At 42.5% G+C, this 22079-nt stretch carries 21 protein-coding genes; 7 read left to right on the top strand and 14 right to left on the bottom strand.

Annotation, left to right across the window (positions count from 1 at the left end; translation table 11 throughout):
• Positions 1–19: 19 nt before the first annotated feature.
• The 3 genes from ACP26M_RS15635 to ACP26M_RS15625 form a co-directional block, all read right to left on the bottom strand.
• Positions 20–1456, bottom strand: a complete 1437-nt coding sequence (locus ACP26M_RS15635; RefSeq protein ID WP_426581260.1) for an ankyrin repeat domain-containing protein — start codon at positions 1454–1456, stop codon at positions 20–22.
• Between the two features lie 2 nt (positions 1457–1458).
• Entirely contained in the window at positions 1459–1950 is a 492-nt protein-coding gene (locus ACP26M_RS15630; RefSeq protein ID WP_426581258.1) for a hypothetical protein, read from the bottom strand.
• A gap of 136 nt (positions 1951–2086) precedes the next feature.
• Positions 2087–2419, bottom strand: coding sequence for a DUF4870 domain-containing protein (locus ACP26M_RS15625; RefSeq protein ID WP_426581256.1), 333 nt, complete (start codon positions 2417–2419; stop codon positions 2087–2089).
• Positions 2420–2648: 229 nt separating this feature from the next.
• Here ACP26M_RS15625 and ACP26M_RS15620 point away from each other — a divergent pair, with 229 nt between their 5' ends.
• On the top strand, positions 2649–4568 hold the full coding sequence (locus tag ACP26M_RS15620; protein WP_426581254.1) for a LuxR family transcriptional regulator: 1920 nt from the start codon (positions 2649–2651) through the stop codon (positions 4566–4568).
• Between the two features lie 363 nt (positions 4569–4931).
• On the opposite strand, the gene ACP26M_RS15615 is transcribed toward ACP26M_RS15620, so the two are convergent.
• The gene (locus ACP26M_RS15615; RefSeq protein WP_426581252.1) at positions 4932–5192 is read right to left on the bottom strand and encodes a hypothetical protein; all 261 of its coding nucleotides are present in this window, start codon (positions 5190–5192) and stop codon (positions 4932–4934) included.
• A gap of 93 nt (positions 5193–5285) precedes the next feature.
• Here ACP26M_RS15615 and ACP26M_RS15610 point away from each other — a divergent pair, with 93 nt between their 5' ends.
• On the top strand, positions 5286–5528 hold the full coding sequence (locus ACP26M_RS15610) for a helix-turn-helix domain-containing protein (RefSeq protein ID WP_426581250.1): 243 nt from the start codon (positions 5286–5288) through the stop codon (positions 5526–5528).
• A gap of 3 nt (positions 5529–5531) precedes the next feature.
• On the opposite strand, the gene ACP26M_RS15605 is transcribed toward ACP26M_RS15610, so the two are convergent.
• The 3 genes from ACP26M_RS15605 to mnmE form a co-directional block, all read right to left on the bottom strand.
• Entirely contained in the window at positions 5532–6440 is a 909-nt protein-coding gene (locus ACP26M_RS15605) for a DUF5655 domain-containing protein (protein WP_426581248.1), read from the bottom strand.
• Between the two features lie 415 nt (positions 6441–6855).
• Positions 6856–7482: a phage integrase SAM-like domain and Arm DNA-binding domain-containing protein gene (locus tag ACP26M_RS15600; RefSeq protein WP_426581246.1), complete on the bottom strand. Its 627-nt coding sequence runs from the start codon at positions 7480–7482 to the stop codon at positions 6856–6858.
• 289 nt (positions 7483–7771) lie between these two features.
• Positions 7772–9232, bottom strand: a complete 1461-nt coding sequence (gene mnmE / locus ACP26M_RS15595) for a tRNA uridine-5-carboxymethylaminomethyl(34) synthesis GTPase MnmE (RefSeq protein WP_426581244.1) — start codon at positions 9230–9232, stop codon at positions 7772–7774.
• 203 nt (positions 9233–9435) lie between these two features.
• Between mnmE and ACP26M_RS15590 the strand changes: the two genes are divergently transcribed.
• Positions 9436–10494: a nucleoid-associated protein gene (locus tag ACP26M_RS15590; RefSeq protein ID WP_426581242.1), complete on the top strand. Its 1059-nt coding sequence runs from the start codon at positions 9436–9438 to the stop codon at positions 10492–10494.
• An 81-nt stretch (positions 10495–10575) separates the two neighbouring features.
• Positions 10576–10869 carry a hypothetical protein gene (locus tag ACP26M_RS15585; RefSeq protein WP_426581240.1) on the top strand — a complete coding sequence of 98 codons (294 nt, stop codon included), beginning with the start codon at positions 10576–10578 and terminating at the stop codon, positions 10867–10869.
• A 13-nt stretch (positions 10870–10882) separates the two neighbouring features.
• On the opposite strand, the gene ACP26M_RS15580 is transcribed toward ACP26M_RS15585, so the two are convergent.
• From ACP26M_RS15580 to proS, 4 genes are all read right to left on the bottom strand, one after another.
• Positions 10883–11677, bottom strand: a complete 795-nt coding sequence (locus tag ACP26M_RS15580; RefSeq protein WP_426581238.1) for a TIGR02757 family protein — start codon at positions 11675–11677, stop codon at positions 10883–10885.
• A 117-nt stretch (positions 11678–11794) separates the two neighbouring features.
• Positions 11795–12934: a cystathionine gamma-synthase gene (locus ACP26M_RS15575; protein ID WP_426581236.1), complete on the bottom strand. Its 1140-nt coding sequence runs from the start codon at positions 12932–12934 to the stop codon at positions 11795–11797.
• A gap of 78 nt (positions 12935–13012) precedes the next feature.
• Positions 13013–13384 carry a four helix bundle protein gene (locus tag ACP26M_RS15570; protein WP_426581234.1) on the bottom strand — a complete coding sequence of 124 codons (372 nt, stop codon included), beginning with the start codon at positions 13382–13384 and terminating at the stop codon, positions 13013–13015.
• A gap of 130 nt (positions 13385–13514) precedes the next feature.
• Positions 13515–14987, bottom strand: coding sequence for a proline--tRNA ligase (proS, locus tag ACP26M_RS15565; RefSeq protein ID WP_426581232.1), 1473 nt, complete (start codon positions 14985–14987; stop codon positions 13515–13517).
• Positions 14988–15087: 100 nt separating this feature from the next.
• Between proS and ACP26M_RS15560 the strand changes: the two genes are divergently transcribed.
• Entirely contained in the window at positions 15088–16005 is a 918-nt protein-coding gene (locus ACP26M_RS15560) for a hypothetical protein (protein WP_426581230.1), read from the top strand.
• 33 nt (positions 16006–16038) lie between these two features.
• Positions 16039–17520 carry an OmpP1/FadL family transporter gene (locus ACP26M_RS15555; protein ID WP_426581228.1) on the top strand — a complete coding sequence of 494 codons (1482 nt, stop codon included), beginning with the start codon at positions 16039–16041 and terminating at the stop codon, positions 17518–17520.
• An 82-nt stretch (positions 17521–17602) separates the two neighbouring features.
• Here ACP26M_RS15555 and ACP26M_RS15550 read toward each other — a convergent pair whose 3' ends face one another.
• Complete coding sequence (locus ACP26M_RS15550) at positions 17603–17734, bottom strand: hypothetical protein (RefSeq protein WP_426581226.1); 132 nt, start codon at positions 17732–17734, stop codon at positions 17603–17605.
• Positions 17735–17748: 14 nt separating this feature from the next.
• Between ACP26M_RS15550 and ACP26M_RS15545 the strand changes: the two genes are divergently transcribed.
• Entirely contained in the window at positions 17749–19533 is a 1785-nt protein-coding gene (locus ACP26M_RS15545) for a DUF885 domain-containing protein (protein WP_426581224.1), read from the top strand.
• A gap of 188 nt (positions 19534–19721) precedes the next feature.
• On the opposite strand, the gene ACP26M_RS15540 is transcribed toward ACP26M_RS15545, so the two are convergent.
• Positions 19722–21569, bottom strand: coding sequence for a type VI secretion system baseplate subunit TssF (locus ACP26M_RS15540; protein ID WP_426581222.1), 1848 nt, complete (start codon positions 21567–21569; stop codon positions 19722–19724).
• A gap of 4 nt (positions 21570–21573) precedes the next feature.
• On the bottom strand, positions 21574–22008 hold the full coding sequence (locus ACP26M_RS15535) for a GPW/gp25 family protein (RefSeq protein WP_091172390.1): 435 nt from the start codon (positions 22006–22008) through the stop codon (positions 21574–21576).
• Positions 22009–22079 lie beyond the last annotated feature (71 nt).

The raw sequence follows: 22079 nt of genomic DNA, 5'->3' as shown, positions 1-22079 counted from the left end.
GGTATCTATTTATTACAGGCTATGCAAGCATCAGTTTAACAACAGCTTCGTTATTATGCTGAACTGCTACATCAACCGCTGTTTGACCGGCATTATTTACATTTTCAACCGTCGAGCTGTCTTTATCCAACAACAACGAAACTATCTTTTTGCCCGACATTTTATCACCATTCGCAGCAGCGTACATCAATGCGGTGTTACCGGTTTTATCGGCGTAGGTGGTATCGGCATTATTGTCAAGCAGCAGTTCGGCAATATTGTATTTAATTTCATTTCCTTTTTGTGCAAAATTCATCAGCGGTGTTTTGCCCCAAACGTTAGGTTTATTAATATCGCAGCCGGCTTCAACCAATTCTTCTGCCAGTACAATATTTAAATCGGCCAGGTAACCGGCCTGGCATACTATGTTTAAAGCAGTGTCTCCATCGTTATTCACCGCTGCGTCAAGATCAAGTCCGTGCTTGATCAATATACGCAGCATTTTCACAATATCTTTCAGGTCGCGGCTCATGCCCCTTCCAAAATTACTCACGGCCTTTGTAAGCAGTATAAAAACAGCGGTATCACCATTACCTGTCCTGAAATTCACATCTCCGCCACCTTCGGCCAGTAAACGGACCATTGGCTCTGAGGGATACTCGCAGGCCAGCATTAAAGGCGTGCGTTTGTACTGATCAGAAAAATCATCCAGGTCTGCACCGGCTTTGATAAGCGCTTCTATGGCCGCGACATCACGGTTTAATACGGCCTCATGAATGCTCATCCCCCCGGTAGCTATGTCGGTTTCATCACCCGATAATAGTGCAGCTATTTCCTTTACCCCGCTGCGTTGCGCGTAAGTAAGGGGCGTTGTATCAAATATGTCTTTATCTTCTGTATCAATGCCGCTGTTTTCTATCAATATCTTTACAGTTTTTGTTGCTGCATCTATGGCTCCGGGTATGGTTTTGCGGTGGACGAGTTTATCACAGATAACATGTAAAAGATTTTTTCCTTCCGATTCCGTTGCATCCATCTTTACGCCGGCATTGCCCATAGCCTCGATAAAAGGGTACATATATAACTGGCCGGCCTCAAAATAGGCTAACTTGCCCGAATCGTTTTTCTTTTTAGGGTTGATACCGAGTTCCAGCAGCGCAGTGGCGGTATCAAATATTTTCTTCGCCTTATCCTCAGGTGAAGTACCCTGCAGATCAAACCTGGTGGTAGTGAGTGCGTGCAAAGCTGTGTTGCCGTATTTGTCGGCCGCGGGTTTCAACCCCGCACCAGCTAAAAACCGGATGGCTTCCGGATCGGTAAAACGGGCTGCAAGGTGGAACAGGTTTTCTTCCTGCTCATTTACAATATGAATATCGGTTAAATCCTTATACATGCCCATCACATCAATGGCATTGGGCGCCGGATTAAACATGTTACGATGATAGGCATCCCTGATCTGGTTAAATTCGTTTGTCATATTTAAATTCTTTCTTTGGCTATCTGCAGCGCATCGGCAATGTTTTTATAATTTTTGTGCGCAATGGGGGTAGCAATTTCAATAACCTTTTGATATACTTCAAGCTGCAGCCAGCAATCTGTTTTAATCCGCGTGATATTATCCTTCGCCAACTCACCAAACAAAGCAATATATTTTGACGTAAGAGGCAGTTTATATTCATCGATAAGATTTTGCTTTTCCCTGATGGCCTTGTAAAAATTATCGCTGTTAAGGCTTATCCCGCCCCGATCAATTGCCAGTAACATCTGAGCCTTATCAAGGCATACCAGTGTTTCACGATAACTGCCCAGCCAGTAAAAACATAAAGCAAGGTTAAACATGCCGGCCGGCCGCTGGGGCGTTTCCGTTTTTAAAAGCAGATATGCTTCGGCGTAACGGCACTGGCCAATCAAGTTAATAATTAAAAGCTCTTCAGCACCCTCCGGAGGCACCTGTGATGATTGTAGCAGCATAAAGCCTGTTGAATTGATTTAAACCCGGAAAGCCGACATTTGTTGGCGGTCCGGGTTCGTTAATTAAAATATAGTGACAGGTAAAAGGTAAAAATGGCTTTCCGGACATTGCCGTTTGCTTGCCTTTGGATGAGAATTATTTGGAGAAATCAAATTTGCCTTCGAACAATTTACCCACCACCGGCAAGGGTTTAATAGCTTCATTATTGGCGGTTATAATACCCAGCAGCAGCAATATAAACGTAAGGACGCTGAGAACCAGCGATACAACCGAAAGGGCCGGGATAATAGCTGCCAATACCGCAAGAGCAACTCCCAGGATCACTGATAAAATAATGAGGCCGAGCGACTGCCCAAGGTGATAATTAACCAAAGGACTTTTATCAACGCGCTTTTTATATTCAAGATAAGATATGATCCAACCAATAATAGTGATGTAAGCCACAATGGACATGCTTTTGTTTGTCATAACTTTTTGTTTTTTAAGGTTAAACGATAAATGATGTGAACCAAAATTAGCTGCCGATATACTCTCACTCAAAAAAAACGGCGACTACAAGCCGTCTACAATCTTGATTGGCAGCGTCTACAAATCATCTACAACAATTACTTAAACTTCTGTGTTATAATGCAGATAATTAATTATCTGCTTACTATCCGGGTAATACCTAATGCAAGAAATAATACCTTTTATGCCTTTGAAGAATAAAGTCGCCGCAATAACCTTCCTTTTTTTAGTGTCATACACAACGATAGCCCAGGCCCAATCACTCGTAACTGATTCTTTACAGCAAGTTTTAAAAACTGCCGGTAACCACGAAAAACCGGTTGTAATGGCCGAACTTGCACGGGCTACCGTAGAGAAAAACATTGATGTATCTATAGCGAACGCAGGCAAGGCTGTAATCATGGCAAAACAGAACGCCGATGCCGGTGCAACCGCTTTTTGTTATGCTACCATGGGATATTTGCTGATGCAGAAAAACCAGCAACACCGGGCTACCCTCTTTATCGACAGTGCAGTACAGATTGCTGCAAAATCAAAAAATAACGTGCTGGTTTCTTTTGCCTGGCTGCGCAAAGGCTGGCTGGAACTGGTAGAAGGAAATAATGAAAAGGCCATGTCAGGTTTGCTGAAAGCCGAACAGCTAATACAATACGCCGACGGTCGGCGTGCATTCAGCTATAAAACGCTCATCAATCATTACATCGCCAGTATTTACGCTTATGGCAGCGATACCCTTAAACAGCGCAAATACGCGTCCGATTGCCTTTCGGCGGCTAAGCGAAGCTTATATCCGGATGATTTATTGTTAGGTTACATGACGCTGGGCCACAGTTTTTTCTCCGCATTTGAAAAGAATAGGACCAGGCGTGTGCTGCTTGATTCGTCGATGGTATATTACCGTATAGCGTTAGCCACCTACCGGCATAATACAGAAAAAATACTTTTGCAAAGTAATGCTTCGGCAACTGCCCTTAATATTGCAAACAGTTATTTCAAATACTATCCTTCCGCTTATAAAGACAGCGCTTATAGCTATGTTAACATGGCACTTGATATTGCCAGGCGCACCAACGGTAAAGAAATAATTGCCAATTGCTACGGCATATTGAGCGAATATGCGCTGCGCGACGAGTCGCCCGAAAAGGCAGAGCAATACCTGCTCACCGGCATCTCCGAATTAAAGGATTCTGCCCCCGGCGTCGCTATTACACGGTCGCGGTTAATGTTAGGACTTGCAAACGTAGCCGAAAAAAGCGGCGACAAGGCCAAAGCGCTCGATTATTACAAAAAATATATCGACTACTACAGCAAGGTATTTGACAGCCAGAAACTGGCTACCGTTCAGCAACTGGAAGAGGAATATCAATCTGTACTTAAAGAAAATGAGATTGCCCGCCTGCGCGAACGCGCCGATTTTAATAAGCAACTCAACTGGCTTTATGTAGCTATCGGGTCGGCAAGTATTATTTTACTCGCGCTGTTGTTAAGCTCTTACCATTACAAACTAAAAGCATCGCAGCAGCAAAAACAGCTTACCGAGCAGGAGAAAGAAGAAATAAAGCTTTTGGCACAATTACAAAAAGCCGAAGCCCAGCGCTTAATGCTCGAGAAACAGGAAGCCGAACTGCAGATTTCCCTGCGCGAAAAAGAACATGCCCATGCAAAAGCCCAACAGGAGTTGTTACAGGACCGTACTGAATGGCTGGAAAAAGAGTTACTAGCCGGTTCATTGAAGATTGAAGAGAAAAACGCTATTCTCGAGTTGCTAAAAGAAAAATCGCGCAAAGCTGATTCACCGGCTGTAGCCAGGCAGATGGGCCGCATCATTAACCAAAACCTGCGGATGGATAAAAGTATTGATGAACAACAGGTCATAAGCCAAAGCCGTCCCGGTTTTTTCAATGCTCTGCAACAACAGGCAGAAAACAGCCTTACCCGCCTCGACCTAAAATATTGCTCATATATTTTAATGGGGCTCGATACCAAGGAAATAGCTAACCGCCTTGGCGTTGAGCCAAAAAGTATCCGCATGGCCAGGTACAGGCTTAAACAAAAACTTAAATTAGCTAAGGACGACGATCTTGACCAATTTATTGGCAGGGTTGGTTAGCGTAAGGTACAAGAGCAAATGAACGCCCTCAATATTAGCAAAGAGAAATAATACCTTATTTATGAATTAAATGTTTAAATAGTAAACATTTGTCAATTTGCGTAATTACTTTCCGATACATTATGTAACCTATTGTGATTATCAATAGGTTACATGAGATACTGTGAAAGCAGTTGGAATGGGGGATATTTTAAAGGTTACTATAGGTTAATATCAGCTAAATACCTTCAAATAGTGCATGTTATTTATCACCTTTAGAGGTGTTCTTTACAATACGAAAAAGAAGTATTACTACGCCTAAAATGATCATTATGACCGGAAAAGATAATCCAGATTGTTCCATGTTTTTACAGTTATTTAAGTTTATTTAACATAAGCACCAACGATATGAAGTGTTTTTGAATCCTCGCTGCAACCTAAAACTGATTCTTCTTGCGGTCCGACTCTCGTTTCAAACTTATAGTCAACAGACCCATACTGTAACACAAAGGTGATTTTTTCAGAAGTTGATGTGTTTTTTAATATAGTACATCCTTTTTCATCTTGGCTGATATCTCCTTTCGATGCAGGAGTACATGAATAAAGAATGACTGAAAATGGAATTAATAAAATGAGTTTCTTCATTGCAATAGGTTTTAAAAACTATCCCAATATATAAAGATTTACCTACATATATATAGGTGATTAAAAAATATTCAATGTGTTTCTTGCACGCAGATGTCAAGAACAAATTCAAAGTCAGAAATTGAATTATTTGTAATTAATAAGGTGAAGGAAATGCGAATAAAAGCAAATTTATCCCAAGCCGAATTAGCAATTAAACTTGACCTATCGGTGGGCTTCTTAGGACATATTGAAAGCCCTAAAAAACCTGCTAAATACAATCTTAATCATATTAATAAGCTGGCTAAGATATTTAATTGCTCACCCCAAGCGTTTTTACCAGAAAAAGCGGTTTAGTTATCAAATTATAGCCTGCTTAACAAGACTTAAAATGTATTCCAGATTCCGGGTATCTTTTACAATAAGCTCATAATCACCGTTTCCATTATGGCCTTTCAACATTGAAACATCCCGCATCAAGTTTTTGGAGTCATCTAGTTGCCCTTTCTTTAAATTAATCCAAAGCTTAATTGAGCTTGCTTGTATTTCAATATCGACCACGTTGGTTTTGATCTTAAAAGCTATATATGTTTTCTTCGGAACAACCTCAATATCACCAGGTAAATTTAATATGCCATTCTTAAAGCTTTCATATAATTCGATAACGTATGGAGATTTATTTTTCAAATGATATTCTTCAGTATACTCTGTAATTTCTTTTGCTACTTTTTCAAGTAATTCATTTTGCTTAGCGATAGGCTTAATACTTGGAGCACTGGCAGACTTTCTAATAGGATCAATTATTATAACGCCATTTGTATATTGTTTGATTTCCCATAACTCAATTGACAAGTCTTTAAAATTAGTAGCTTGCTTTTGATTTTCAGTAAATGAAGGAGATACAAAGCAAACTTTAGTTTGGCTCCAGTCTATATCATCACGTTTTAAGTTTTGCGAAAGGCTTTCATTGTATTCAATAATAAAATCAGCCTTATACTCCAGCATTAGATTTAGGTATGATACTCCTTGATCTACAACACTATGATTTTTGTCTCTTTTATATTCGATAATTATAAAAGCCTTAGCTTCTGAGTCAAAGGCTAATGTGTCAATCCTTTTGTTCTTTATTGTAAATTCGCTTTTAACCAATTGCAGTCCCATTATTGCTTTTAAGTTGGCTTCAAACAGATTTTGTATATCTTTTTCTAAGATGAACGGTTTTTCCTTTGCCTCTTCAAGGTGGACACCTTGTTGGTTATATACTATCATTGACAGTTACTTATTATCTAAAAAATCCTGTGCTATAAGATTGGCTTGTTCCAATATGGTTTTTACAGCTTGATCTTGCTTTTCGGGTGGATAGTGGAGATTCCGCTCAAACTGACCACCTGATTCCGATTTAAAGTGACCAGGGTATTCCGGACCAAAGTGACCACCTGATTCCGGATCAAATTGACCACCCCATTTTTGGTAGTTTATGCATCAGACGCTGGCCGTCCTTTTAAATGCCAAATACAGTCGCCGGGTGAACGAGTTGATCGGTAGCCTCATTAGGTATGCGAAATAGCGCTGAAAGCCTCTAATAAAGCAATGAACGGCCATAACCAGAATGGAGATCCTGCAATCACCTTGCATATTAAAGCTTCGAAAAGAAAAAAGAGGTTATAGATAGAGCAGCACCAGGCTAAATGGAAATTGGTAAATAATTATCTTTGTTTATGCTGCTAAAGCATGAGCTGCATTTCTTTGCCAGCAAACAGGTGGTCAGTTTTGCCACGGAATAGGGTGTAACATATCTCCGAAACGCCCAGTTTAGGGCTGCCTTAACTTTATTGAGATATGACGAAGCTGAACAACTTGATAAATCCTGATTCCCTTTAGTCACTTTACCACTTAGTAAGTACTTTTTGAATTTATTAAGAAACTCTTCGTTCACTTGAGCAAATGTTACATCTTGCCCTTTTGCAAAACTAAGCAGATGTTTATACGTGCTGTCCCAGTTACCAAAATTACCACCTGAGCCTTTGCGTTCGTTTGTTAATTGCTTAAAGTACTTGATAAAACTTGCCTGGCTTTTGAAACCTGTAACAACATTGTAATTTCCCTCCTGCATTTCGATAAGCCGCTTAGCTAATATAGTATCGGCTAAATTCTTTGTGCGTTTGTTGTGCTCTCTTTCATTGCTTGTAACCGGCTTTTCATAAAGAAACAATTTTAAATTTTCGTAGTGACTTTTTCCATTACTGTATATATCCAAAGACAACCTTACTCTGCCTTTCGTTAATTTCTGTGTTCTTAAACTTATTCCCATGTTATTGATAATTATTAGATTACAAATTTATGTACACCTAAAAATTATAATTTAAACACGTAAGTAAAACCTTTGTCAATAAAAATCTTTATTTTCTTTAAAGGATAAAGAAAGGCACATAGGGATAGATGGGCAGTTTTTTTAGTAATACTGTTTTCTTACTAAAATCGGTCACTTGGAAAATACTAAGAAACTATAAACGCCTAAGAAGCAGAATGAATTACGAAGGATAATCACCTCCCTATAAAAGGACAATAAAAGATTAAATAACTCATTATCAGATACTTAACTATTTACCGATACAAAACTTGCTAAATATATTCTCCAGCAAATCATCTGTGGTAACAACACCGGTGATCTCACCGAGGTAGTGAAGCGCCTGTTTAATATCCATCGACAAAAAATCAGAAGTTATGCTGCCATCAATACCGCCTAATACCCTTACAAGCGCCTCTTCAGTTTTTTGTAAGGCTTCGAGGTGGCGGATATTAGTAACCAGGGTTTCGTCACCGCTGAGCTGGTCTTTTACGGCAGACGAGTAAATCTTGTGTTTCAGATCGTCAATATGTCGTTTTTCTTTGGCTGAGATAAAAATAATGTCCGGAAGTCCCAACGGCTGGAGGAGGGAGGTAGCAGAAGTGGATAGATCCCGCTTATCAAAATTCTGATTAGCAAATAAATCCGCAAAGTTTTTTCCGGGCTTCCCGACTTTCTGGCTGCCCGGCTTATTCAGCAGATCTGCTTTATTGGCTACCACTAACATCGTAACCCCGGGTTTTTGCAGGCTGGCTATATCACTATTCAGTTCTTCAATAGTGATTTTAGCGGCATCAAAAACATAAACCAACAAGGCCGATTGGCTGATCTTTTCCATGGTGCGCTGTACGCCTATCTGTTCAATGGCATCGGTAGCTTCCCGGATCCCGGCGGTATCAATCAACCTGAAATTAATGCCCTGGATATTCAGCACCTCCTCAATCGTGTCTCTTGTGGTTCCGGGGATGTGGCTCACTATGGCACGCTCTTCATTAAGCAGAGCATTCAGCAGGGTTGATTTGCCCGCATTTGGCCTGCCTGCTATTACCGTGTTTACACCATTTTTAATGGCATTACCCAACTCAAATGAATTAATTAACCGGCCAACAATTTTGGTAATTTCGTGGATCAACTGTTTCAGCTGATCACGGTTGGCAAATTCTACATCCTCTTCGGCAAAATCAAGCTCCAGTTCAATGAGCGATGCAAAATTCACCAATTGCTCGCGTAGGGCCTGTAATTGGGTACTGAAACCTCCACGAAGCTGCTGCAGCGCCACCTGTTGTGATGCTTTGGAGTTGGAGGCGATCAGGTCGGCAACAGCCTCGGCCTGGCTCAGGTCGAGCTGACCATTCAGGAATGCCCTTAGCGTAAATTCGCCGGGTTTGGCCGACCGTGCACCTTTTTTGATGAACAGCTTAATGATGCTTTCAATAATATAACCCGAAGCATGACATGAGATCTCAACCACGTTTTCGCGGGTGTATGACCGCGGGCCAACAAACAACGATACCAGCACCTCGTCCAAAATCAAATCGCCATCGGCAATGCTGCCGAAATGGATAGTATGCGATGCCTGTTTGCTCAGGTCTTTACCTTTAAATACACTGTTGGCTATGTTTATGGCATCAGGGCCCGAAAGGCGAATCACAGCAATGGCGCCCACACCGTTTGGTGTGGCAAGGGCAACTATGGTATCGGTATTATCTGTCATTTTTTAGTTGATAGTTAATGGTTCATAGATCATAGCCTAAGCCCGCCTAATTTACCAAAGTGCAAAGGTCGTTATTTCGTGGTGATTTTTCTCACCTACTCCTCCTAATCCATCTCCATATGACTTGAACATGAAAAACGCAGGCACACCATGAACTATGATCCATGAACCATTAACTAAAATCTTTACCTTCGCAGGCAATTATGGTAACTTTTTTTGAAGCTTCTCTCGAAATTATTTCGGTACATCATGTTGGTAATCAATCGCAGGAAGAGATGTATGCACTTTCCGAACAGCCATTGGAATTAAAGGATGAGATTATTCCCAACCTGCTTATGCAATATTTTCTGAAACCTTTTGAAAAGGCTAACGAGGTTTATCACCTGATGCACAGCAGTGGCGACCTGGAACTAAACGAACTGCACCACTTTGCCACACAGGTATTTGGTGACAACACCAAATTTCATGAGGCGTCCGAGAAAATAGCGAAGCATTTATATAAGGTTACCAATCATCCCAATATCAAAGGCGGCGAACTCTATGTGGTTTACTTCAACAAAGTACAAATTGAAGGTAACCCACTGGATGCTATCGGTATCTTCAAGTCAGAAAACAAGGAAACTTACCTTAAAGTTTATCCGGATAAAGGCGGTTTCCAGGTTGATTATGAACAGGATGCCATCAATATTAACAAACTGGATAAAGGTGTACTGATCTTCAATATCGAAAAAGAGAACGGTTACAAGGTAGTTGTTGTCGATAAAACCAACGGCGGGCAGGAAGCCGCCCGTTTCTGGAAGGACGATTTTTTGCAGTTGAAGATCCGCAATGACAGTTTCAACCAAACCAACAATACGTTAGGCATTTACAAAAACTTCATCACCGAAAAAATCGATGAAGAATTTGAGATGAGCAAAGCCGACAAGATCGACCTGCTAAATCGCTCCATGAAATATTTTAAGGAGAAGGAAACTTTTGATATGGAAGAGTTTTCGAACGAAGTTATTGGTAATGAACAAGCCATTGAATCGTTCAAAAGTTTTAAAAACCAGTACGAGCAGGAATTTGACAGCCCGATAGCCGATAACTTCATTATTTCAGAAAATGCGGTAAAGAAACAGGCCCGGGTTTACAAAAGTGTGCTTAAGCTTGATAAAAACTTCCACATCTATATTCACGGCGATAAGGAACTGATTGAGAAAGGCTTTGACGATGGCCGGGCGATGAATTATTACAAAGTTTATTTTAAGGAAGAGGCGTAATCGCAAAAAACAACGGATAGGGAATAAACCTTTGTTTTTCGGGATAGTCATACCTACATCACGAAAAATAAACTTAATCACATGTCTGCCTTAAAAAATTTAGTCCTTAGTCTGTTCATTTTACTGGCGCTTTCTGGTTGTAGCGTAAAACACTATACCATAGGGATGAGTGAAAGTGAATTTAAAAACTCCGAAAAGTACAACCTGGAGTTAGTTGAAGAAACCTCACAGCATGCTGTTTACAGGAGAATAGCTTCAGCAGATGCACAATCAAAACCATTATCGTACCATTATTATTATTTCAATAACGGAACATTGGTACGCACAGGGCTTGTTGATGCGCCTAAACCAGGCATTGTAGTTTTGAGCAAATAAATGCCGCTATATTTTAAAACTGCACACCCCAGCGTTCTTCAATCCCCAAACCAAACAAGGCAAAATCATATTTAACCGGATCGTTAGCATCGAACTCGCGGAGCCTTTCGGTCAGTTCAACAGCGGTTTGCCAGTCGGTTTGTTTTCGGTCGATAAGATTGAGTTTGCGCGATACCCGGTCCACATGTAAATCGAGTGGGCAAATTAAGTCAGCAGGCTGGATGCGGTTCCAGATGCCAAAATCAACGCCGTTATTGTCCTTCCGCACCATCCAGCGTAAAAACATATTCAGCCTTTTGCAGGTGGATTTTTGCGATGGTGATGATACATGCTTTTTAGTACGATGCGGAAAATCGGACAAAGAAAAAAAGTATGAGCGAAAATGATTTAAAGCAGCCTCAATCGCTTGAACCTTTTCCTCCCCCTTCAGGGGGCCGGGGGGTATAAACGCATCCTCCAACGATTCAAACCGTTCATAATGCTGCCGAAAAAAAGCGATGAAATATAAAGTATCCACATCATTAAAAGTGCGGTGCTTGAACTTTAATAGCTTTTTCAGATCAGGCTCTTCATGATTGATGATGAAATCATAAGGCGCGCCATCCATCAACGTAATAAGTTCTTTGCATTTTTTGATAATGGTAACCCGTTGTCCCCAGGCCAGTGTGGCAGCCCAGAAACCCATGATCTCGATATCCTGCTTTTGGCTAAACATGTGCGGGATAGTTACCGGATCATTCTCAATAAATTCGGGGCGGTTATATTGGGCAACTTTCGCGTCGAGGAAAGCTTTGAGGTTTTCTGTCATGGGTATTTACAAAAACGTCATTGCGAGGTACGAAGCAATCCCAAACTATACAGAGCGGCTCTGCCTGTCGGGGATTGCTTCGTACCTCGCAATGACGCGTATTTTTTAATATAAAACTTAACTCAAGGCCTGTTTAATATCCTCTAACAAATCTTCAATATCTTCCACTCCAACACTCAAACGCAGCAAATTATCAACTACACCTGCTTTTTCGCGCTCGGCTTTGGGGATCGATCCGTGGGTCATGCTTACCGGGTGATTGATCAATGACTCAACACCGCCTAACGACTCGGCCAGTGAAAACACTTTAAATGATGATGCTATGCGGAAGGTCTCCTGCAGATCGGCACCCTTCAATACAATAGAGATCATGCCGCCAAAATCGCGCATTTGCTTTTTGGCGATTTCATGGTTAGGGTGATCAGTAAAACCCGGCCAGTAAATTTTTTCAACTTTTGGATGATCTTTCAAAAACTCAGCTATCTGACGTCCGTTTTCGCAATGAGCTTTCATGCGCAGGTGCAGGGTTTTGATGCCACGTAACACCAGGAAACTATCCATTGGTCCAGGGGTAGCACCACAGGCATTGTAAATAAACCAAAGCTTTTTATAAAGTTCTTCATCGTTCAGCATCAACGCGCCCATTACCACATCGCTATGGCCACCGATGTATTTCGTTACCGAGTGCATTACGATATCAGCACCCAAATCTATTGGGTTTTGCAGGTATGGAGATGCAAAGGTATTATCTACCACAAAAAGTAAATTCTTTTCTTTGGTGATCTTACCAATTGCTTCCACATCTACAATCCGCATAGTAGGATTGGTTGGAGTTTCTATCCAAACCAACTTAGTTTTATCATTCACATGAGCGCGAACAAGCTCCGGATCAGACAGATCCAAAAAGTGAAACTTGATGCCGTAGTTAGCAAAGATTTTAGTGAAGATCCGGTACGAACCTCCGTAAAGGTCATTACCGGTAATAACCTCATCACCCGGCGCAAGCAGTTTCATTACTGCATCGGTAGCACCCATACCGCTCGAAAACGCCAGGCCAAACTTTGCGTTTTCCAAAGCAGCCAAACAGTCTTCCAGTGCTTTTCGGGTAGGGTTAGTACCACGAGAGTACTCATAACCTTTGTTATCCCCCGGCGATTTTTGCCAGTAGGTTGATGTTTGATATATCGGCGTCATAATAGCGCCGGTAGTTGGATCGGGCTCCTGCCCTGCGTGTATTGCTTTAGTTGCGAATTTCATGAGTGGTAAGTGGTTGAATGGTTGATTGAGTGAGTGGTTTGCTTTCGGAATTAACAACTCACTCAATCAACCATTCACTTAATCAACTGTTCCTTTTTTTGTCTTTAAATACTGAATGTAACCATTTATTAATCTCAGGCAACTATCGTATTCTACCTGAAACGCTTGCAGTGTCTCGTTTGTTATAATCTCTTCATCTAATGCGATTATCAAATGATCGAGTGTTTCTGTTAAGGATCCTCTGGCCATTATACAAAAGCGAATATTATCCTGATAATGAAACCTGCCGTGTCCCTCAGCTAAATTATTGCCTATAGAACGAGAAGAACGGACAATTTGATCTGTAAGTCTATACCTTTCTTCAACAGGAAAGCTTTTTACAAATCCAGAAATGATATTTCTAATTTTCCGTGCTTGTTTCCATGTTTCAAGATCTGTAAATGAAGCCATTATTATTCAGTTAGTGAATAGTTGTTTAGGTTATCCGATTGATAAAGTTATGAAGAAATTCTAATCCTCAACAAGAAGATTGAAATACCAACCACTCACTTAATCAACCCATTCAACCACTCACTAACATTTAATACGCCCTCGCAAATAACACCCGCTGCGTCGATGGCTTACCTGTCAAAATACATTTACCTTCTTCCTGTTTATTATCCAAAGGTATGCAACGGATTGTCGCTTTAGTTTCCTCTTTTATTTTTTGTTCGGTTTCGGATGTACCGTCCCAGTGTGCACTGATAAAACCTGGCTCTTCATCGAGCATGCGTTTAAATTCGTCCCAGGTATCAACCTCGGTTGTGTTTTCGGCACGGAAATCAAATGCTTTTTTATAGATATTTTGTTGAATCTCTTCAAGCAGGTTTTCTATAACCTGAGCAAGACCTTCCTGGTTAACGGTTTCTTTTGTTTTGGTATCACGGCGGGCCAGTTCAACTGTTCCGTTCTGCATATCACGGCTGCCTATGGCTACGCGTAATGGAACACCTTTCAGTTCGTATTCAGCAAATTTAGCTCCCGGGCGGTGGGTATCGCGGTTATCAAACTTAACCGAAATACCTTTAGCCTTAAGTTCCTTTTTTAGCGAGTTAACATAAGCGCTGATGTTATCAAGCTCTTCCTGGTGCTTGTAAATCGGAACAACTACTACCTGAATAGGTGCCAGCTTTGGAGGCAATACTAACCCCGCGTCATCGCTATGGGCCATAATAAGCGCTCCAATCAAACGGGTTGAAACACCCCATGAAGTGGCCCAAACATGCTCAATTTTATTTTCTTTGTTGGTGAACTTTACGTCAAAAGCTTTTGCAAAGTTTTGTCCCAAAAAGTGTGATGTGCCGGCTTGCAGGGCTTTACCATCCTGCATTAGCGCCTCAATACAATAGGTATCCAAAGCTCCTGCAAAACGCTCGTTAGCTGTTTTACGACCTTTCACCACCGGCAAAGCCATCCAGTTTTCGGCAAAATCGGCATATACATTCAGCATTTGCTCGGTTTCGGCTACGGCCTCATCAGCTGTTGCGTGGGCTGTGTGGCCTTCCTGCCATAAAAATTCACTGGTACGCAAAAACAAACGCGTACGCATTTCCCAGCGCATAACGTTAGCCCATTGGTTAACCAAGATAGGCAGGTCGCGGTATGATTGGATCCAGCCCTTGTAAGTGTTCCAGATAATCGTCTCTGATGTTGGGCGGATGATGAGCTCTTCTTCAAGCTTGGCTTCCTCATCCACAATTATATTTCCTTCTCCATCATTTTTGAGGCGGTAATGGGTTACAACAGCACATTCCTTGGCAAAACCGTCAACATGGCTGGCCTCCTTACTAAAGAATGACTTGGGTATTAAAAGCGGGAAATAAGCATTACTGTGACCTGTATCTTTAAACATCTCGTCAAGCACCGCCTGGATCTTTTCCCATATCGAATAGCCGTAGGGTTTAATGATCATACAGCCTCTAACCGGCGAATACTCGGCCATGTCAGATTTAATTACTAAGTCGTTAAACCATTGCGAATAATCTTCGTCTTTACTAATAACACCTTTGCTCATATTGATTGGATAGAATTTGGACTTCTGTAATTGTTGTATATTGCTGCCAAATTTATAAATTTAAAACTTATTTGACCTTGCACTTTTTACTTACCTGCATATGAAACGGAACATCGTGATAGGAATGTTTATTATCGGTGCCATGGCGCTGAGTTCCTGCTCTACAACCAAGCTTGCATCAAACCAAAGTAATGACAACGTTTATTTTTCTGATGCACGAGCGGGCGATGAACCTGTTTATGCACAACAGCCGGCTTACAACCAAACCCCGGTTGCAGAGGATGGATATAGCGATGACGACGATGATTACTTTTACTACGATGATTATTCGGCACGTATAAACCGTTTCAGTTATTTTTCCCCATTTGGTTATTACGATGACTTTTATTCAGCATATAATCGCTATCCTTATTACAACTACGGCCTTGGTTATGGTGGCTTAGGCGGCTATTATGGTGGCCTCGGTTATGGAGGCTACGGCGGCTGGGGACCAGGATATGCATACGGTCTTGGCTGGGGATATGGCGGTTGGGGATTAGGCTACGGATATGGCGGCTACGGATACGGCGGTTATTACGGTGGTGGTTACGGATACGGTGGATATGGCGGTTACTATGGTGGAGGCTATGCTTCGTCAGGTACAGCACGTCCTTATCGTGGTAATGGCAATCCTTTTGCAGGCAGCGGGCGTCGCCCTGTCAGCAGTGCCACTTCCGGTATAGGCTACATTCCCGGAGGTCGTAACAGACCATTGGGCAGCAGAACGAACACTTACAGTAACGGCAGCAGCAATAGCGGAAATAACAGTTATAATAATAACAATGGCACCCGCTATGCACGCCCGGCCCGTACGGACGCGGCGCCTACCCGTGATGCACAGCCGGTTTACAGACAGCCACAGGTTGAACGTACATCACAGCAACCATCATATACACCATCACCAAGCTCAAGCGGCGGCAGTTCACGCAGCACAGGCAGCAGCAGTGGCGGCGGTGGCGGCAGACCATCAAGACCATAAACCTAAATCTTATATTTTATTTACCTGAATTTTATGAAAATCAAGTATTTACTAAGCATAATTGCTATAGTAGCAATTACTAAAGATAGTTTTGCGCAATACTCACAGGATGCCATCAGGTTTTCAACCTTTCAAACCGGGTCAACCTCACGTATCAAAGCTATTGGCAACGCCGGCACCGCCGTAGGCGGCGATTTGAGCTCAGTTAGCGGCAACCCCGCCGGCTTAGGCTTTTTTACACACTCGGAGGTTAGTATTACCCCTGAGTATGATAACTCTAAAATAAACTCCACCTTTTTTGGACAGGCAGGAAGCGCCAACCGTAACGATGTGAACATGAGCAACGCTGCCATTGTATTTTATCAGCAGCTAACCACCCGTGGGCGCGACAAAAGCAAAGGCTGGTTAAGTATTAACTATGGCGCGGGCTACAGCCGTACCAATAACTTTTATGAAAACGTTGCTTACGGCGGTACAAACCAAACCAGTTCTATTTCTGATTACTATGCCGGTATTGCCAAGCGCGAAGTATCTCAATATGGCAGCGTCAACCCCAATGGGCTCGATGGCTGGGCATATGATCATGTCCTGATCGATAATTTTGGCCCGGCAACTGACCCAAATTCGTATTCAAGCACGGTGAATGTTCCGGTAAGGCAGTTGGCGGGGATTACCCGTACCGGCGGCCAGTCGGAGTTTAACCTTTCGTTCGGTGCCAATTACAGCAATAAGCTTTACTTAGGTTTGGGACTGGCTATTACCGATATCAGGTATAATTCGCACGCCAGGTTTACCGAAAATGGCAACGCCATTATAACCAATGGCGGCAACCCTACCGACTTTTCATCCACTTTTGCGCAAGACCAAAGTACCAAAGGCTCGGGCTTCAACGCCAAATTGGGTATTATTTATAAACCTATACAGGCCTTACGTTTAGGTTTTACATTTACCTCACCAACGTTTTATAATATTGATGATTCATATTCCGAAGGGCTTGCCACGCAATACACAGGTGGCAAGAGTCATCAAAACGAATCCGAACCATATCAGCTAAGCTACAATCTGCGTACGCCGTTAAAATTAGCAGGTGGCGCGTCTGTTTTCATAGGCAAATATGGTTTCATAAGCGGCGATGTTGAATATATCGATTATACCACTACTCATTTAAGCAGTAACGACAGTTATACTGCCGATGGTGACAACAGTGATATCAAATCACTTTACCGCTCAACAGTGAACCTTCATGTGGGCGCCGAAGTAAACGTGAACAGCCTCGTTTATCTGCGCGGCGGTTACAGCCAGCAAGGTAACCCAATGAAAGACCTGGGCAGCAATATTAAAACAGTTAGCGGCGGCATAGGCTTTCATTTTGGTGCTTATTTTGTTGACGCTACCTACGCCAGGGTAACCGGCAAACAAACCATTTTCCCTTATGAAGTAGGTGCGACCAGTCCTTTTGCCGATTTGAAAAAAACTAACAACAATGGATTCCTTACTTTAGGGTACCGCTTTTAACCGTTGATTTTTTTAATAGATTACGCTTATTGCGTTGATCTGTTCCACAGCCTGTCTTTTCGCTACGAAAAGACAGGCTGTTTCATTTAACGTCTATCGTTGTGCCGTTGTTGATGTCGTCGCCAACAATGCCGAAAAAGTTAAAATGTGCTATTATCAGCGAAATCAACGTAATCAAAATATCAACGGTCAAATTAAGTAACTTGCCATTCATAATTTAAATTGACCATGAACAAAAATCTACTTAAAAGCACCGGTTTGTTAGTGCTATTGACTGGTATCGGCATTAATGCCCGGGCGCAGCAATCAGCCGAAACAAAAGCATGGGTAGCCAAATCAAATGAGTATACCAAAATCATCATCGATCTGGATAAAAAATATTCGCCCGAATACGGATCATCGCAAGGTCTTGCAGAATATGACAGCGACATCGCTATACCAACCCTCCAAAACATCATGGCCGAACGCAAGGATGAAGAGACCGTTGTCGCTAAACTTACCGAAGCCCTTAAGACTGAAAAAAATACTTTTATTCAACAGGATATCAATATCATTATAACCCACCTCAAACTGGGTTTTCGCCAGCAGGACTTTGAGTTGAGCCGCCAGGTCCCTTTTTTAAATGCGTCCTCAACCATTTACAGCGGACTGGAAACACTGCTTGACGATCAAACCCCCGAAGCCCGTCGCCAGGCAGCGGTAATGCGTATCCGTAAATATGCAGGACTGGAAAAAGGTTATAAACCATTGACAACCATTTACAGGGAACGTCTGCAGCACCAGATGGACGGCAAAAACATGATCTATCCGTCAAAGCAACGCATGGAAACCGATCTGTCGCGCAATGCGAGTATCGTAAGCGGCATCGCCGAGCTTTGTACCAAATACAAGGTGACCGGATGGGAACAACCTTATGCCACCCTGAAAAAACAGCTGGAAGATTATGACAAATGGGTAAAAGCAAATGTACTGGTAAAAGCCCGTACAGATTTCAGGCTCCCACCCGAAGAGTATGCTATGAACCTCGAAGCTTATGGTATAGATATTCCACCTGCAAAGGTAGCAGAGATGGCCCATACGCTGTTTAAACAACTGCAGGATGAAATGCAACCTATTGCCGAGCAGATAGCAAAAAAAAGGAACCTGCCATCAAGTGATTATCGTGCTGTGGTCCGCGAACTAAAAAAAGAGCAGATTCATGGTGATTCTATTATTCCACTGTACGAGCAGCATTTAAAAGATATTGAAGGCATCATTCGCGATCATCAACTGGTAACGCTGCCAAACCGCCCGGCTATTATCCGTTTAGCTACGGCCGCCGAAACTGCGCAGAGCCCGGCCCCCCACATGGTGCCACCACCATTTCTGAACAATACCGGCCAGCGTGGCGTATTTGTACTGCCATTAAACATGCCCGCATCACCCGGCGAAAAAGCTACAGACAAGTACGATGACTTTACTTTTGATGCCGCCTCGTGGACCATCATTGCCCACGAAGCAAGGCCGGGCCACGAATTACAGTTTGATAAAATGGTAGAAGAAGGGGTATCACAGGCACGCGCCCTGTACGCTTTTAACTCAACTAATGTGGAAGGCTGGGGCTTATATTCCGAATATATTACCCGCCCTTACATGCCTTTAGAAGGACAGTTGGTATCGTTAGATTATCGCCTGCTCAGGGCCGCCCGCGCCTTCCTTGATCCTGAATTGCAGGCTGGCAAGATAACCCAGCAACAGGCGCTTGATGTATTGATGAACGATGTAGTACAATCGCGTGCGTTTGCCCGCCAGGAAGTTGAGCGTTATACTATTAACGCTCCCGGCCAGGCCAACAGCTATTTTTATGGCTTTACCAAAATGATTGCCTTGCGCAAAGATACCGAGGTTGCATTAGGCAACAAATTCAACGCTTTGCATTTCCATGATTTCATCTTGTCGCAAGGGATCCTGCCGCCGGCATTGATCCGCGAGGCGGTGATGAATGATTTTGTGCCGAAAGAGAAGGCGTTGTAAGATTTTCTATAAAACGCAAAAAGCGGGATGTTTTAAAATTATCCCGCTTTATTAGTTATTTACGATGTCGCGATAGAGCAAGCGAAGCGGGAAAAATAATGCAACCCGTGATTCTGCGCGATTTGCAGGCCCAGTCCCCTAATAACAAAAGAACACAAGGGCGCGATGACGGTATCGATATGTATACATTACTCCGTAAACACCCTATAATTAACATCCATTACGCTCCGGCTTTGCAGCTTCGATTTTAGCAGCTCAAGCAGCGTGGCCCATTCCGGTGCCGAAAGTTCATGATTGGCCGGGGTTATATAAATATCGGTTGTTTTAATAAAACCTTCTTTGGGGTTGGCTGAGATACTTACCCCTTTGCTTACGCGGATGTTTTTGATTTTTGCTCCAAGCTCATATCTGCAGAAACTTGTTAGATCGGCAAGGGTAACTATGCGGTCTTTAGTGGTGAGGCCGTATTTATAGGCCTGGATCCGCTCGGAAGCTCCAAGACTGTTTCGGCCGCCTGTGGTCGTGGTGAGAAGCCTTAAACTATCCGGCTTAAGTTTAATGGCTTCCGCCTGCTGTAGCTTTGACCCTTTGCGGATATTGTTGGCATTATCGGCAAGTGTTGTCCAAAAGCTGAGGTATAACATGGCCGCTTTGTTTGCCGGTTTTAGTACCAGGTAATTTACCAGTTCATGATTGTCTTTTGAACTTTTGGACTTTTTTTCGATAACGGAGATATTTTGCTCCAGTGTTTTTAGGGCGGTTGTTAAAAAGTCGCTTCCGTATGCGGCAAAGGCCGCTTTTTCGTCGCGAAGCAACTCAAACAAATATTCGATAGTTTGCCTGGCGTTACGTGCATCAAAACGCTCGGCGCCGCCATTCCTGATGGAGTAACTGCCCTCATAATTAATACCGGCCTGGCTATACGGGATCTCGTTATACCGAACGTCATTGTCGTCATGCAGCTCATGGATCGATAAAAAATGATCATAAGCACCTGGTTTTATTGGGATGATATCGCTGATCTCCTTGATCCTGAATTTTTGTTGGTGAAGCCGCCTGCTCATTACCGGGAAACAGTTTAAATGTAACTGTAGTTCATCAATGGCATTTGCCGGGATTGCCGCCGGGAATACAATTTTGAACCACAAGCAGGGTTTAAGCGCTTTCAGATCCTGCTCGTTAAAAAACGACAGCAACTCAACCGGATAGTTTGCTTTGAAGGCGGTAATATTACTTAGCCGCTCATCGGTGAGCGAAATAAAATGATTGTTGTAATAGGTCCTTATGTCCCGCGTTATAAGGTTAATGATATGCTGATCATAAAAAACAGGTTTCTGATCGTCGGCTTGTTCATCAGCGTAAATGAGGCCAGGTTCAGTATCAAGCTGTGAACCATCCAGATAAAATTTAGTTACCTGGAGCAGGCTGTAAAAATCGGTATTGCTGATGTAAACAGGCCAGTCGAAATAAATTCCCGCATTTTTAAAAGTATTCAATGCTACTGCTGTTTCAATGCCTATCCAAAGGGTGTTAGGTTCGCCAAAAGCACCAGTGCGGACGTTTAGCAATGTATTCTTCTGCCCATTTTCAATATGTTCCTGCAGCCTGCCCCCGTTGAAGCTGTATTTTATTTCGGCATTAAATACAGAGTTAGCACCAGCAGGTGTAAAATAAATGTCCAGTTGTTCCGGGCTGGTTTTGCCAACCTCCGCTGCCAGCTGTTTCCGGAAATAAAAATGATTGCCGATGTTCAATATTTCTGAAGCCTCGATGGGTTTACCCTTCAATATGGCATGGGCGGGAAGGGGAGCCGTTAAATAGTCGGAGGCCAGGATCCTGGATATTTTGTTCAGGATGCGATGCTCCAGGTTTTTAACATCGTTGTTTAAATTAAACAATTCGGTGCTCAGGGCTTCAATCAAAAGCTTTACCAGCGGATCAACATCATTTACGTTTTGAACGCCCCAAAACTCGGTGGCGTTCTTCAGCATGCGGTTCCTGATCTCTTCTTTTGAGTTATAAAATATATCGCTCATAGGTTTATGCTGATAGCGGGCTTAGGAATAAAGCAGTTTTGAACAAATATGTTTCGCCGGTTTTGTTCAGTTTGCCTTTAATGGTTATATCTACTTTCTTTTTTATCTCGCTCACGTTGCGCAAGGGGTAAAATTTGTTGATCTCGGTAATGTTCACGCTGATATCAATATCATAAATCCTATTTTCAAATTTGCTGATAGAGCGCAATAACGATTGCCTCAGCTTTTCTTCCCAGATAGTCTCACTCATAATGAGTTCAAAATCCATATCCCAGATCTCGCAGCCAAATTCGGGGTTGTAACGGTGCTCGCCAAAACGGGTAAAAATAATGAGTTCGATGTATTGCGATATAGACGCACCAAGGTCTTGTTTATCAAGGTCCTGGCCATTATTGATATGGCTAAAGCGGAGCGGTTTTGAATAAAGCGGGTTTAGCATAAATGATATTATTGGATTGCGTCTGTGTTAAATTTTAACTTTTTATAAACATTTATTTTCAAAAATAGTTG

Source organism: Mucilaginibacter sp. R-33 (assembly GCF_049949235.1).
Taxonomy (GTDB): domain Bacteria; phylum Bacteroidota; class Bacteroidia; order Sphingobacteriales; family Sphingobacteriaceae; genus Mucilaginibacter.
Note: the sequence above shows the minus strand (reverse complement) of the source record. Positions and strands in the feature narration are given on the sequence as shown.

Excerpts from the sequence above, each read along its gene's own strand:
- mnmE (WP_426581244.1), bottom strand. The coding sequence starts at position 9,232 with ATGACAGATAATACCGATACCATAGTTGCCCTTGCCACACCAAACGGT.
- ACP26M_RS15635 (WP_426581260.1), bottom strand. The coding sequence starts at position 1,456 with ATGACAAACGAATTTAACCAGATCAGGGATGCCTATCATCGTAACATG.
- ACP26M_RS15550 (WP_426581226.1), bottom strand. The coding sequence starts at position 17,734 with ATGAATGGCAAGTTACTTAATTTGACCGTTGATATTTTGATTACGTTG.
- ACP26M_RS15585 (WP_426581240.1), top strand. The coding sequence starts at position 10,576 with ATGTCTGCCTTAAAAAATTTAGTCCTTAGTCTGTTCATTTTACTGGCG.
- ACP26M_RS15630 (WP_426581258.1), bottom strand. The coding sequence starts at position 1,950 with ATGCTGCTACAATCATCACAGGTGCCTCCGGAGGGTGCTGAAGAGCTT.
- ACP26M_RS15600 (WP_426581246.1), bottom strand. The coding sequence starts at position 7,482 with ATGGGAATAAGTTTAAGAACACAGAAATTAACGAAAGGCAGAGTAAGG.
- ACP26M_RS15540 (WP_426581222.1), bottom strand. The coding sequence starts at position 21,569 with ATGAGCGATATATTTTATAACTCAAAAGAAGAGATCAGGAACCGCATG.
- ACP26M_RS15560 (WP_426581230.1), top strand. The coding sequence starts at position 15,088 with ATGAAACGGAACATCGTGATAGGAATGTTTATTATCGGTGCCATGGCG.
- ACP26M_RS15580 (WP_426581238.1), bottom strand. The coding sequence starts at position 11,677 with ATGACAGAAAACCTCAAAGCTTTCCTCGACGCGAAAGTTGCCCAATAT.
- ACP26M_RS15545 (WP_426581224.1), top strand. The coding sequence starts at position 17,749 with ATGAACAAAAATCTACTTAAAAGCACCGGTTTGTTAGTGCTATTGACT.
- ACP26M_RS15605 (WP_426581248.1), bottom strand. The coding sequence starts at position 6,440 with ATGATAGTATATAACCAACAAGGTGTCCACCTTGAAGAGGCAAAGGAA.
- ACP26M_RS15615 (WP_426581252.1), bottom strand. The coding sequence starts at position 5,192 with ATGAAGAAACTCATTTTATTAATTCCATTTTCAGTCATTCTTTATTCA.
- ACP26M_RS15610 (WP_426581250.1), top strand. The coding sequence starts at position 5,286 with ATGTCAAGAACAAATTCAAAGTCAGAAATTGAATTATTTGTAATTAAT.
- ACP26M_RS15535 (WP_091172390.1), bottom strand. The coding sequence starts at position 22,008 with ATGCTAAACCCGCTTTATTCAAAACCGCTCCGCTTTAGCCATATCAAT.
- ACP26M_RS15555 (WP_426581228.1), top strand. The coding sequence starts at position 16,039 with ATGAAAATCAAGTATTTACTAAGCATAATTGCTATAGTAGCAATTACT.
- ACP26M_RS15625 (WP_426581256.1), bottom strand. The coding sequence starts at position 2,419 with ATGACAAACAAAAGCATGTCCATTGTGGCTTACATCACTATTATTGGT.
- proS (WP_426581232.1), bottom strand. The coding sequence starts at position 14,987 with ATGAGCAAAGGTGTTATTAGTAAAGACGAAGATTATTCGCAATGGTTT.
- ACP26M_RS15570 (WP_426581234.1), bottom strand. The coding sequence starts at position 13,384 with ATGGCTTCATTTACAGATCTTGAAACATGGAAACAAGCACGGAAAATT.
- ACP26M_RS15575 (WP_426581236.1), bottom strand. The coding sequence starts at position 12,934 with ATGAAATTCGCAACTAAAGCAATACACGCAGGGCAGGAGCCCGATCCA.
- ACP26M_RS15590 (WP_426581242.1), top strand. The coding sequence starts at position 9,436 with ATGGTAACTTTTTTTGAAGCTTCTCTCGAAATTATTTCGGTACATCAT.